The organism is uncultured Novosphingobium sp. (genome assembly GCF_964277725.1).
GTDB classification, from domain to species: Bacteria; Pseudomonadota; Alphaproteobacteria; order Sphingomonadales; family Sphingomonadaceae; genus Novosphingobium; species Novosphingobium fluoreni.
Genome location: NZ_CAXYKL010000006.1, coordinates 1 through 11,468, shown reverse-complemented (window position 1 = coordinate 11,468; position 11,468 = coordinate 1). Strand labels below are relative to the sequence as shown.

At 67.4% G+C, this 11,468-nt stretch carries 12 protein-coding genes; 9 read left to right on the top strand and 3 right to left on the bottom strand.

The window, feature by feature from the left end; translation table 11 throughout:
- On the top strand, positions 1-559 hold a 559-nt coding region (locus ACHWRX_RS00455), incomplete at its 5' end, for a 2,3,4,5-tetrahydropyridine-2,6-dicarboxylate N-succinyltransferase (protein WP_394657676.1).
- Positions 560-684: 125 nt separating this feature from the next.
- Positions 685-903, top strand: a complete 219-nt coding sequence (locus tag ACHWRX_RS00450; protein ID WP_394657675.1) for a hypothetical protein — start codon at positions 685-687, stop codon at positions 901-903.
- A 16-nt stretch (positions 904-919) separates the two neighbouring features.
- On the opposite strand, the gene ACHWRX_RS00445 is transcribed toward ACHWRX_RS00450, so the two are convergent.
- The 3 genes from ACHWRX_RS00445 to ACHWRX_RS00435 are packed head-to-tail and all read right to left on the bottom strand — an operon-like array spanning position 920 to position 4,136.
- A complete protein-coding gene (locus ACHWRX_RS00445; protein WP_394657674.1) occupies positions 920-1,315 on the bottom strand; it encodes a response regulator in 396 nt (131 codons plus the stop codon).
- The gene (locus ACHWRX_RS00440) at positions 1,312-3,477 is read right to left on the bottom strand and encodes an ATP-binding protein (RefSeq protein WP_394657673.1); all 2,166 of its coding nucleotides are present in this window, start codon (positions 3,475-3,477) and stop codon (positions 1,312-1,314) included. The genes ACHWRX_RS00445 and ACHWRX_RS00440 overlap by 4 nt, the downstream gene beginning before the upstream one ends.
- Complete coding sequence (locus tag ACHWRX_RS00435) at positions 3,474-4,136, bottom strand: response regulator (RefSeq protein WP_394657672.1); 663 nt, start codon at positions 4,134-4,136, stop codon at positions 3,474-3,476. Before ACHWRX_RS00435 ends, ACHWRX_RS00440 begins: the two co-directional genes overlap by 4 nt.
- 278 nt (positions 4,137-4,414) lie before the next feature.
- On the opposite strand from ACHWRX_RS00435, the gene ACHWRX_RS00430 reads away from it, so the two are divergent.
- The 7 genes from ACHWRX_RS00430 to ACHWRX_RS00400 all read left to right on the top strand — a co-directional run.
- Positions 4,415-4,936: a hypothetical protein gene (locus tag ACHWRX_RS00430; RefSeq protein WP_394657671.1), complete on the top strand. Its 522-nt coding sequence runs from the start codon at positions 4,415-4,417 to the stop codon at positions 4,934-4,936.
- 130 nt (positions 4,937-5,066) lie between these two features.
- Complete coding sequence (locus tag ACHWRX_RS00425; protein ID WP_394657670.1) at positions 5,067-5,618, top strand: spore coat U domain-containing protein; 552 nt, start codon at positions 5,067-5,069, stop codon at positions 5,616-5,618.
- 21 nt (positions 5,619-5,639) lie between these two features.
- Positions 5,640-6,158: a spore coat U domain-containing protein gene (locus ACHWRX_RS00420; RefSeq protein WP_394657669.1), complete on the top strand. Its 519-nt coding sequence runs from the start codon at positions 5,640-5,642 to the stop codon at positions 6,156-6,158.
- 27 nt (positions 6,159-6,185) lie between these two features.
- Positions 6,186-6,905 carry a molecular chaperone gene (locus ACHWRX_RS00415; protein ID WP_394657668.1) on the top strand — a complete coding sequence of 240 codons (720 nt, stop codon included), beginning with the start codon at positions 6,186-6,188 and terminating at the stop codon, positions 6,903-6,905.
- 21 nt (positions 6,906-6,926) lie between these two features.
- Positions 6,927-9,272: a fimbria/pilus outer membrane usher protein gene (locus ACHWRX_RS00410; protein ID WP_394657667.1), complete on the top strand. Its 2,346-nt coding sequence runs from the start codon at positions 6,927-6,929 to the stop codon at positions 9,270-9,272.
- Positions 9,269-10,225, top strand: coding sequence for a spore coat protein U domain-containing protein (locus ACHWRX_RS00405; protein WP_394657666.1), 957 nt, complete (start codon positions 9,269-9,271; stop codon positions 10,223-10,225). Before ACHWRX_RS00410 ends, ACHWRX_RS00405 begins: the two co-directional genes overlap by 4 nt.
- Positions 10,226-10,419: 194 nt before the next feature.
- Positions 10,420-11,468 (top strand): EAL domain-containing protein (locus ACHWRX_RS00400; protein WP_394657677.1); only part of this gene is annotated, 1,049 nt, incomplete at its 3' end.

The window sequence follows — 11,468 nt, the reverse complement described above, 5'->3', positions numbered from 1 at the left end:
CTGGGATGGTGACGCCTTCCGCGAAGCCGGTTTCCGCGCGGTGCCGGGCGCGATTGCGCGCCGGGGTGCGTTCATCGGCAAGGGCGTGGTGCTGATGCCCAGCTTCGTCAACATCGGCGCCTATGTGGGCGAAGGCACGATGGTCGACACTTGGGCCACTGTCGGTTCGTGCGCGCAGATCGGGCGCAATGTCCACATCTCGGGCGGCGCGGGCATCGGCGGCGTCCTGGAGCCGTTGCAGGCCGGACCGGTGGTAATCGAGGATAACTGCTTCATCGGCGCCCGTTCCGAAGTGGCCGAAGGCGTGATCGTGGGCGAAGGCGCGGTACTGTCGATGGGCGTGTTCATCGGCGCATCGACCAAGATCGTCGACCGCGCCACGGGCGAGGTCCACGTCGGCCGCGTGCCGCCCTATTCGGTGGTCGTGCCGGGCTCGCTGCCGGGCAAGCCTCTGGCCGATGGCACTGCCGGGCCGTCGCTCTACTGCGCCGTGATCGTGAAGACGGTGGACGCGCAGACTCGTTCGAAGACCGGCATCAACGAACTGCTGCGGGACTGATCGCCCTGCCCCTAAGACCGTCTCGCGGAACGGCGGGCGGTCTTGGGCGTTGCTCTCCTAGTAATTCCTGCTGCCGGGTTCGGGCATTTCGTACCCGGCGCGAGACATTGGTTAGGAGAAGCGTCATGGAAGTCCGTAATGGTGAGGTCCACGTCGACGCAACGGAAGCCCGCGCCGGGAGCACGAACAACACCGTGCGCTATGTTCTGCTGATCAGCATCGTCTTGGCGATCCTGGCCATGACGATCATCTGGATCACCGGCGCGCTGAACTCCGACCAGGGCAACAACGCCCAGGCGAACTCCCAGCGGGCGGTGGCGGAGGAGCAAGCCACGAAACCATGATAAGCTTGGTTTGAATTCAGTCGAGGCGCGGGCGGTTTGCGATCGCCCGCACCTCGCTTGCCAGCGTTAACGGGTCGAACGGCTTCAAGATGACTCCATGTGCCCCATTCGCGACGTACTCTTCGAACCCGGCGCGTGACGCTCTGGCGGTCATGAAAATTCGCGTGGTCTGGCCCAGTCCCTCTCGCGATCGAAGCGCATCATGCAACGCAAAGCCGGTCATGCCGGGCATCATTACATCCATCAGAATGACGTCCGGTCGCCACGCATTCTGATCCAGGGCTGCCAGCGCTGCCTGCCCTGAAGACACGGCGCGCACCTCCAACCCCGGGTCCAGTTGCAGCGCCATTGTCGCCACGATGCGGATATCGTCATCGTCATCGACATAGAGAATGCGCAGATCATGCGTCATCGTGGCTCCCCTCGGCTCAGGATTTCGCGAATGCAGTCGCGCAGCATCGGCAGAGAACTGCGCGATTTTACCAGCACTGCCTTCACCGGCCCGCTGATCTCCACGCCACTGTCCTGGGCGGAAAAGATGATCGTGGGCACCGGCTGACCATCGCGACCGACCAGTGATGGCAGCAAGGTGGTTCCGGCGCCGTCAGGCAAGCCGATATCCAGCAGCACCAGCGCCGGGGCCTCCCATTCCAGCACCGCCTGGGCGGACGCGATCCCGTTCGCCCTGACCACGCGCGCCTCTCCGGCCAACGAGGCGGCGACAACCTTGAACAGGTCCTCGTCATCGTCGATCATCAGGATCGTGGGGCACGCGGAATGCTCGCAAAACGGCAGGGGAGGCGTTGGCGAACCCCGAACCAGCTGGGATGTCGCCTCGCTGAGTGTCGCATCGTCGTCATGACAGGCCAGCGTGAAGGCGAAGCACGCCCCGCCTCCAGGGGCGGCCTCCACCCAGATCGCTCCGCCATGCCGCAGCACGATCTCACGCGCGATGGCGAGGCCGAGCCCGGTGCCACCGGCCTGCCCGTCCGCCGGAGCCTGCACGAAGCGATCGAAGATATGCGCGCGATAAGCTTCAGGCACGCCCGGTCCTTCGTCGCTGATACGAACCGTCGACACGCCTGTCTCGACCGTCAGCCCGATCGTGACGGTTGACCCCTTGGGCGAATGACGAACGGCGTTAGAGAGCAGATTGGCCGCCACCTGGAGCAGTCGCTGCCGGTCGGCCAGGATCGCGCAAGTCTCCTGCGCGATCTGGAGGGACAGCCGAATTCCCTTGGCATGCGCCGGCACTTCGCTTTCCATCGCGGCCTGGCGCAAGATGCCGACCAGATCGGTGGGAGCCAGGTCGATCGCCAATTGGCCGCTGCCGAACTTCTCCAGGTCGAGGATGTCGTTGGTCAGGCGGATCAGTCGGCGGGCGTTGTTCTCCGCGATATCGACCAGCTGGTTCGCCGTTTGCGGCAGCTCCCCGGCCGCCCCGCCGCGCAGCAGACCCAGCGAACCCACCACCGAAGTCAGCGGCGTGCGCAGTTCGTGGCTGACAGTGGCGATGAAATCATCCTTGATCCGCTCAATCTCACGCCGGTGTGAAATGTCCCGGATGGAAGCGACGACGTGGATCCCGTCCGGCACTTCCATCAGGCCCAGCGCCACATCCACTGGGATCATCCGCCCGTCTTTGGTGCGGGCACTGCGATCGAGAAACAGCGTCGTCTGCAGCCGCCCTTCGGACAAGCCGATGCGATTGTGGAAGCACCCGTCTCCCTCCGCGATATCCAGCACGACAGAAATATCCCGCCGGCTCAATTCCTCCGGCTCGTATCCCAACACCCGCCGCGCGGCGGCGTTGACGCTTTCGATGGTGCCGCTGGGGTTGAGGATGACGATCGCGTCACTGGTGCTGTCCAGCGTGGCCTGGTTGCGGGCCGAGGCATCCGCTTCCGCCACCATCACGCGCCACCGTTCGCGCCGTGCGATCCAGATCGCCACCGTGCCGGCCAGCGCCAGGCCGCCGATCAAAGTGACAAGCAGCCACACGACTCTTCGCGAACGTTCGGTTCGGCTCCAGAACGCCTCGTTCCCGCGCGCCACCCGCGCCGCATCGGCGACGATGATCGCCTGCATCTCGACCTCGATCCGGTCCATCAGGCGCTGACCTTCACCGTCCGTCACCCGGGCGATTGCCGCCGCCTGGCCTTGCAACCGCAGGCGGCGCATCGCCTCGTCCATCTCGGAAAACTTGGCCATAACCAGCTTGTCCAGCCGACGGAGATGGCCATCACGCGCCGCGCCGGACCGCGCCAGGGCGACCAGATCCTGCTCGATCTCGCGGCGGGAGGGATCGTAGCTTTTGAGAAAGCCCGCATCGCGCGTGATGATGAAGCCGCGTTGCGCGGTCTCTGCCTTGCGCAGGCTGGCCAGCAGATCCAGCGCGTGCGCTCTGCGGACGGTGATCTGTTCCACCAGCGAGCCGGTCTCCCGCATCCGGTCGTATTCCCCATCCAGCCAGCGACCCAGCGCGATCAGCGCCACCGGGATGAGGAGGCCCAGCAGCAGATAACGCGCCAGGGAGGGCGGACGCGGTGCGCGAAAACCGACAGCTACGCTCATGCCGTCACGCTGCCGAGCAGCGGCTGCAACAGGAGCATCGCCTGCATCCGGTTGGAGACCCCGATATGGCGGAATATCGCTGTGAGATGGGCTTTCACGGTGGCTTCGGTGATCGCCAGATCGTGGGCGATCTGCTTGTTCGCGCGCCCATCCGTCAGCGCGAACAGAACCCGGCGTTGCGCGGAAGACAGGGCCTTGAGCCGCTGATGCAGCGCCGCCGCGTTCTCGGCATGGGCGCGGGCGGTGGCGTCGATCGCGGGGAACACTCGCTCCCCCGCCGCGATCCGGCGCAGAGCGTGAGCGATCGCGTCAAGCGGCTCGGACTTCAGCAGGAAGCCCGCCGCCTCCATGCTGCGGGCCAAGGCGATCGTGGCGGCATCATGATGCGCGGTGATCAGGACGATCGGGACTTCGGGCAGGCGAAACTGGAGGCGCAGAAAACCGGAAAAGCCCCGGACATCCGGCAGCATCAGGTCCAGCAGGACAAGCTGGAAGGCCCCGCCGATCGCAGCCGGTGGTTCCGCCGCCTCGCGCTCCGCCTCGGCGATGCTGCCCGCGCAAGCGATGACGGCGTCTGGCAGGGCATGGCGTAGCGCCAGCACTATTCCTTCGCGCGCCAGCGGATGGTCATCCGCCACCAGGACGCGCTGCGCCTTCATCCACCCTGACCCGATCGGCGCCGCTGTTCTCGCTTCATAGACGCACGAATTCGGTTTTATCGTGCGCCTGTAAACCGTTATTGCTTCCAGAGGCGTGCAGTTCCTGTTCACGATCCTGGGTTCGCGAAAAAATGAAAACGATAGATTCACCGAGTCGTGAAGCCCCCATCGCCCTGTTGGTGGGGTTGGGCGAAACCGCCGCCAAAGCCTGGGGGGAGGCCCTTGAAACAACGGGTTGGGCGATCAGGCGAGCGGCGGATACGCCGGAATGTTGCACCATGGCCGATCAGGAGCCGATAGCGCTGTTGCTGCTGCAGGAGTGCGCGCGGGCAGACGCTGCTGCCAGGCTGGTTACCGCAGTTCGAGCGCTCCATGGCCCCAGCAGGACGGCTCCCATCGTGTTATTGACCGAAGCGGAGGCAAAGACTGATCCGAAATCGAGCAGTGTCGACGCGGCCATCCCTATCCACTGCCCCGCTGACCATGCTGCGCGAGAGCTGGAGCAGTGGCGGCCTGTTTCGCTGGAGCCGACTCGCCGAATCGCCGGAATCCTGGGGCCCGGCCCGATCGCCGGGATGATCGAGCGGCTGGGCGTTCGGCTGGAGGCGGCGATGGGTATGCTGGCGCAGGAACGGATCGACCAGGGGGAGGCGCATCGCCTGGCCGGGCTATGCGGCACACTGGGCTTCGCGCAGGCGCACGCCGCGTGGCTGGACCTGTCCCTTGGCGAAGCGACGTCGCTAGCCGAAGCGCGGCGCACGACGCGGTTGACGCTGGCCGCGATTGCCCGCGGTCTGTGACCCGGCGGCGTACAAAAATCGTTTCGTTCTTATACTTTGGTCTAAATCGGGGGCATGGTTAAGTAGAGCTGTAGGAAGTCCTTAATCGGCTTGGTCGCTTTTCGTGGCGATCTTGCAGAAGGACTTTCCCATGCTCATCCCTTCGATCTGCCGCAGGCGTCACGCGGCCTTGCCGCTGGCGGTGCTGGCCATGATGGCCGCCTCGGCCCCGGCGCGCGCCGGGCAGTCGACCGGGACCATCGATCTTGAACTGAACGTGCTGAACGCCTGCACCGTCAACGGCGCGGCCACGGTGCAGGCCGATGTCGGCTCCACCGGCAAGATCCTGTTCACCGATCAGCCCGGCACTTTCACTTCTACCGACGCGCTGCTGGTGGGCACGGCAGGCAACTTGTCGATCCTGTGCTCGCCCGGCGCTAGCCCGGTGCTGACGGTGGGTGCGGGCGCGCATGACAATGCCGGATCGCGATACCTCCTCTCCGGCTCGACCACGGTGGCCTATCGCCTGTTCAGCGATTCCGCGCGCACCAACGAGATCACGATCGGCAAGCAGATCGCGCTGGGCACCGCCTCCGCCGCCGCGATCTCCGTGCCGATTTATGCGCGGGCTACGAACAGCAGCGGCGGCATCCTGCCGGCTGGCAAGTACACCGATACCGTCCAGATCGTCCTCAGCTGGTAACCGGGGAGCGGGAGAGCAGCCTTGCACTTTTCCGTAAACCTGGCCGCCGTCACGGTGGTGGTGTGGGTCGCCACCGCCGCCGTGACGTGCCAGGCCGCCACCAGCAAGGCCTTCGATGTCACCGCCACCATCGTGAACGGTTGCGCCGTGGCGCAGGCAGGCGGATCGTGGGGACAGATCAACCTGGGCACCGTGTCCGGCCTGGCGACGGGAACGGTGGAGGCCAACCTGATCGCCTCTGGCGTGAGCGGCGTGGTGATCGAATGCACCCCGGGCACGTCCGCCTCGCTCAGCGCTGACAACGGCAACAACGCAGCGTCGGGCCAGCGCCGCCTGATGCAGGCGGGCGTGGCCACGATGGTGCCCTACGCCTTGTTCGCCAACGGCTCGACCACGGCGTGGACCACGCAAGCGCTGGCGCTGTCGTTCGCGGCCGGGGCCAGCAAGCAGACCATTCCGGTCAAGGCCAGCCTCACTCTGCCCGGAGCGCTGCAGGCGGGCAAATATACCGACACCTTGCGCCTTACCCTCAGTTGGTAGCGCCCGTGGACTAGGGGAGTTCGTGACATGATCCGTCGTGCGATGCTGCTGGCGTTGGGCCTGGGAATGGGAGTGGCGATGGCGACGATGCCTTGCCCTGCCGTGGCGCAATCCTCCGTGGTGCTGTGGCCGGTCGACCCGCGTATCGCGCCCGGAGAACAGGCCAGCGCGCTGTGGTTGGAGAACCGGGGGAAGACGCCGGTGACCTTGCAGGTGCGCGCCTTCGCCTGGCGGCAACCGGCGGGTGAGGACGATTATCAGCGGCAGGACGCCGTGGTCGCCAGCCCGCCCATCGCCGAAGTGGGGCCGGGCCAGCGCCAGCTGATCCGCGTGATCCGCCGCACCGCCGATGCTGCGGGTGAACATGCCTATCGCCTGCTGATCGACGAACTGCCACCCCCCGCTCCGCCTGCCGAGGCCGGGGTGAGCGCGCAGCTATCGGTGCAGATGCGCTATTCGATTCCGCTGTTTACCTACGGCAGCCCCCAAGCGACGGCGCGCCCCGCGCTAACCTCGCGGATAGAGATGGTGGACGGCAAGCCCTGGCTGGCGATCACCAACACCGGCACCGGCCATGCCCGGCTGACGGACCTGAAGCAGGGCGGTGCCGTGGTGCGCGGCGGGCTTGTCGGCTATGTGTTGCCCGGGGCGACGATGCGGTGGGAACTGCCGGAGCAGGCGCGGCTGAGCGCCCCGCTCGTCATCACCGTCAACGGCAGCGAGCAGACCCTCGCCCGGTCCAGCTGACGGTGGACCGGCGCGCCGATCGTGCCATCTGCCCGGCCCCTACCGCGCGCCCTGCCCGTCACGCTGGCAATCGCGATGCTGTCCGCCCCGGCCGCACAAGCGCGTGACCTGCCACCGCCCGACCTTGCCACGGAGCCGGCGGCGCAAGTCTACGTGCAACTGGTGGTGAACGGCCGTGAAGGCGAAGGGCTGGTGCCTGCGCAAGTGCAAGGCGCACATATCCGCATCGCCGCCAGCGATCTGGCCGCAGCGGGACTGACACTGGGGACCACGGCGGATGATGCCGCGCTGATCGACCTGTCCGCTCGCACCGATATCGTCACGCGTTACGATCCCCTGCTCCAGCGCCTGTCGCTGACGGTGCCGCTGGATATGCTGCCCGGCCAGACCATCGCCGCGCCGCCGCGCGAACGGGTGCGCGCCACCGCCAGCACCGGGGCGGCCCTGAACTATAACCTCTACGTCCAGCGATCGGGCGATACCGCGATCGCCAGCTTGTTCACCGAGCAGCGGCTGTTCGGCAGCTTCGGTGCGCTTTCCAACACCGGCGTTCTGCGAGTTCGGCTGGCGGGCGACGCGCCCCGCTCCGGCTACTTGCGCTACGACACACGCTTTCGCCATGTCGACCAGGACCGCGCGATGGCGGTGACCGTGGGGGACGTGGTGACGGCGGCACTGCCGTGGTCCGGCTCGGTGCGGTTGGGCGGCGTGCAAGTGGGCCGCAGCTTCGCCGCCCGGCCGGACCTTGTCACCACGCCGCTGCCGCGCTTCGCCGGGGAGGCCGCCGTGCCCAGCGCCGTCGACGTCTTCATCGATGGGTATCGCCAGAGCAGCAGCACGGTGCAGCCGGGCCGCTTCGTGCTGGACGGCGTGCCGGTGGTGAACGGCGCCGGGCAAGCCACGCTCGTCACCACCGATGCTGTGGGCCGCCAGGTCGCCACGACGATCCCGTTCTACGTCTCGGCCACGCTGCTGCGCGCGGGGCTGACCGACTTTTCCGCCGAGGCCGGGCTGCTGCGGCGCGGCTATGGCCTGCGCAGTTTCGGCTATGGCCCCGCCGCCGCCAGCTTCGTTGTGCGTCACGGTTTGAACCGACAGCTTACCGTGTCCGGCCATGGCGAAGGCTCAAAAGGGCTGGCGCTGGGCGGGGTGGGTGCGGACTGGGCGCCGGGCCTGTGGGGCACCGCCCACCTCGCCCTCTCGGCCAGCCAGAGCGATGCGGGCAGCGGCACGGCGCTGACGCTGGGCTATGACTATTCCGGCCGCCGCTTTACGTTCGCCGCAGAGCACCGCCGGGTGAGCGGCACGTTCCGCGATCTCGGCACTTTTGACCTTGCCGCCTTCAACCGTGTCCCATTGCGCGCATCCAGCAGCAGCCGGGTGGTGCTGGGCGTGCAGGCAGGCCGCTGGGGCAGCCTTGGCTTCAGCTTCATCGATGCCCGTGCCCGTGAAGGAAGCCGGGTGCGGTTGCTCTCCGCCTCGTGGTCCTTGCCGGTTTCGGAGCGGATATTCGCGTTCGCCAGCGCCGACTATGACGTGCGCCGCCATGCCACCAGTGGGCAAGTCCGCCTAGTGGTGCCGCTGGGCCGCGTCAGCGTGAGCGGCGGCTTGAGCGCGCGGGCGGGCGGCGCGCTTCGGGCGGACGCCAGCGTGGACCTGGCGGTGCCGACCAACGGCGGCTGGGGCGGATCGGGCGCGCTGGCGGTGGACCAGCGCGGCAGCGCCTATGCGCAGGCGACGGGCCTCTATCGCAGCCAGACTTCACAGTGGGAGGCCACCGCCGCCCTCGCCGCTGGGCGCAGCGCAGTAGGCGGCGGGGTCAGCGGCGCGGTGCTGGCGATGGACGGGGGTCTGTTCGCCGCGAACGAAGCGCCGTCCTCGTTCCTCGTCGTCGATACCGGAGAGGCCGCGGGCGTGCCGGTGACGTATGAGAACCAGATCATGGGCCGCACCGATGCCAAGGGCCGCCTGTTCGTGCGCGACGTTACCGCGTGGCATCCCGGCCGGATCGCGATAGACCCGATCTCGCTGGACGCAGGATACGTCGCCAGCCGAGTGGAGACGCGCGTGGCCGTGGCCGAAGGCGCGGGCGCGGTGCTTCGCATGGCGGTGCGCCGTACGCGGGGCGGCACCGCACGGCTGGTGGATGCGCAAGGCCAGCCGATCGCGCCGGGCAGCACCGCCACCTTGCCCGATGGCCGGAGTCTGCCGGTGGGCTGGGACGGCATGCTGTTCCTCTCCGACATTTCCGATGAGACACTTGCCGTCACCGTGCGCCAGCGCGGCGGCGGCACCTGCACCGCCCGGATCGCCGCGCCGACCACGCGCCAGGCGATGGCGGACCTGGGCGAAGTGCCGTGCCGATGAGCCGCCTTGTCCTGACACTGGCCCTGATCGGCTGGGCCGCCCTGCTCCTCGCCCCCGTGCCCGCTCGCGCCGCCTGCCAGACCGCCAACAGCAGCGCCAGCTTCGCCGACAGCAGCTCGTACACGGTGCAGGCGAACGGGGTTGCGCAAGTCTCCACCAGCGCGGGCTTCTCCTGCTCCGGCTCGGTCATCACGCTGGGCGGCACCAGCTCCGCCAGGGCAACGATCACCAGCGCCAACGGCTGGAAGCTGGCCGCCGGGGCCGACCGCATCCCCTACGTGGTCAGCGCCGATCCCAACGGCACCTACAGCTTCGCGCAGTACGGCACGATCAACTACTTCGATCCCACGATGCTCTCGCTGCTGACGATCCTGACCGGCGGGTCGTTCACTCCGCGCATCTACCTGACGGTGAACGGTAATGCGAACGTGGCCGCCGGGACCTACACCGATACCCTGACCGTGCAGTGGACCTGGACGATCTGCCACGCCGTGAACCTGAGCAACGCCTGCGTCCTCAACGAATCCGGCACCGGCACTTCCACGATCCCGGTGACGATGAACGTGGGCAAGGACTGCCAGATTTCCGCTCCGCCCGTTGCATTCGGTTCGGCTTCTTTGCTCAGCCAGTTCGCCGAGGTGACGCAGTCGGTACTGGTCGATTGCAGCAAGGGCGCCAGTTTCAACGTGGCGTTCACCAGTGGGTCCGCCCCCAGCGCGCGGCCGTGGCGCACCATGAAGGACGGTGCGGGCCGGGTGCTGCAGTACAACCTTTATCGCAGCGACGGCGCGACCATCTGGGATGAGAGCAATCCGCAAGCCGCCGCCACGCCCGGCACCGGCGCGGTCAGCCCCGCCCAGCCGTTTACCTACAAGGCCCGGATCAACCCGGCCCAGGCGGCGCCGGTGGCCGGCACTTACAGCGATACCGTCAGTGTGGTGGTGACGTTCTGACGCTTTCGAGGGCAATTCGTGATGGTTAACATCGAATTAGTGTGCGGACTTAGCATTGTCTTAACCCGAAATGATACCTCTTGGTACCAAGGCGGGGATATGAGGATGGCGTTATGTTCGCACGGTTCGTGTCTCGCACAGCCAGAGCCGCGGTTTGCGGCGGTGGCGGGTGAAAGAGGATGGGCGGCTTGGAAATGAGATGGTCTCCGGCTGATCCGGCGGCAGTGCCGTTCTCCGCCGGGGCTGCCGAGTGGCTGGGCCCGCGCGAGTGCGAGGAACTGGTCGACGAAGCGCTGACGCGGCTGCGCGGCGATGAGCGGCTGGGCCTGCTGTTCCTGAAAGTGCGCGGCCTGAGCGAGCAGCTGGACGCCCTGGTCAGTGACTGGAACAGCCATGCCACGCAGGAAGCGCTGATCTCGTTGCAGGCCAGCCTGCCGCCCGGCACCCGCATGGCGCGGCTGGGGCGGGAGACGCTGGCGCTCGTCTTTCCGCGCTTGCCGGATCTGGCGCGGGCGGAGGAACTGGCCGCTTTCGTCACCGCGGAACCGATGCTGATCCGCGCCGGGCCGGGGATCCCGGTGCCGCTGGATATCCGCGCCGGGCTGGCTGTGGCCCCCGATCACGGCACCAGCTACGAAACCTTGCTGGCCCGCGCCGAGATGGCCGTGATCGAATTGCGCCAGAGCGCGGCGAGCTTCGCGGTGTTCCAGTCCGACTTTCAGACCCGCGCGATCCTGCGTTCCCGGCTGCGGCAGGAACTGGAACGGGCCGAGCAGAAGGGCCAGTTCGAGCTGCACTATCAGCCGCAAGTTAATCTGGCGACCGGGCGAGTCATCGGGGCCGAAGCGCTGATGCGCTGGAACCATCCGCGCCACGGCTCGCTGCCGCCGTCGGAATTCCTGGCGGGGCTGGAGCGCATGCCGCAGGCGCGCCGGGTGGACATCTGGGTGCTGGAAACCGCCGCGATCCAGGCCGCCGCGTGGAACGGGCAGAAACCCGGGCTTCGCGTTGCCGTCAACATCATGCCCAAGCGCCTGGGACCGGAACTCGTCGCCGATGTGGAGCGGGTGCTGGGCGATCACGGCTTGGCGCCAGAGGCACTGGAGATCGAGATTCCCGAACGCCATGCGCTGGACGATCTGGAAGGCGCGGCGCGCACGGTCCACGCCTTGCGGCGGCTGGGCGTGTCCGTGGCGCTGGACGATTTCGGCACCGGCTTCGCCTCGTTCTCCGCGATCAACAC

Excerpts from the sequence above, each read along its gene's own strand:
- ACHWRX_RS00450 (WP_394657675.1), top strand. The coding sequence starts at position 685 with ATGGAAGTCCGTAATGGTGAGGTCCACGTCGACGCAACGGAAGCCCGC.
- ACHWRX_RS00445 (WP_394657674.1), bottom strand. The coding sequence starts at position 1,315 with ATGACGCATGATCTGCGCATTCTCTATGTCGATGACGATGACGATATC.
- ACHWRX_RS00440 (WP_394657673.1), bottom strand. The coding sequence starts at position 3,477 with ATGAGCGTAGCTGTCGGTTTTCGCGCACCGCGTCCGCCCTCCCTGGCG.
- ACHWRX_RS00435 (WP_394657672.1), bottom strand. The coding sequence starts at position 4,136 with ATGAAGGCGCAGCGCGTCCTGGTGGCGGATGACCATCCGCTGGCGCGC.
- ACHWRX_RS00430 (WP_394657671.1), top strand. The coding sequence starts at position 4,415 with ATGGCCGATCAGGAGCCGATAGCGCTGTTGCTGCTGCAGGAGTGCGCG.
- ACHWRX_RS00425 (WP_394657670.1), top strand. The coding sequence starts at position 5,067 with ATGCTCATCCCTTCGATCTGCCGCAGGCGTCACGCGGCCTTGCCGCTG.
- ACHWRX_RS00415 (WP_394657668.1), top strand. The coding sequence starts at position 6,186 with ATGATCCGTCGTGCGATGCTGCTGGCGTTGGGCCTGGGAATGGGAGTG.
- ACHWRX_RS00405 (WP_394657666.1), top strand. The coding sequence starts at position 9,269 with ATGAGCCGCCTTGTCCTGACACTGGCCCTGATCGGCTGGGCCGCCCTG.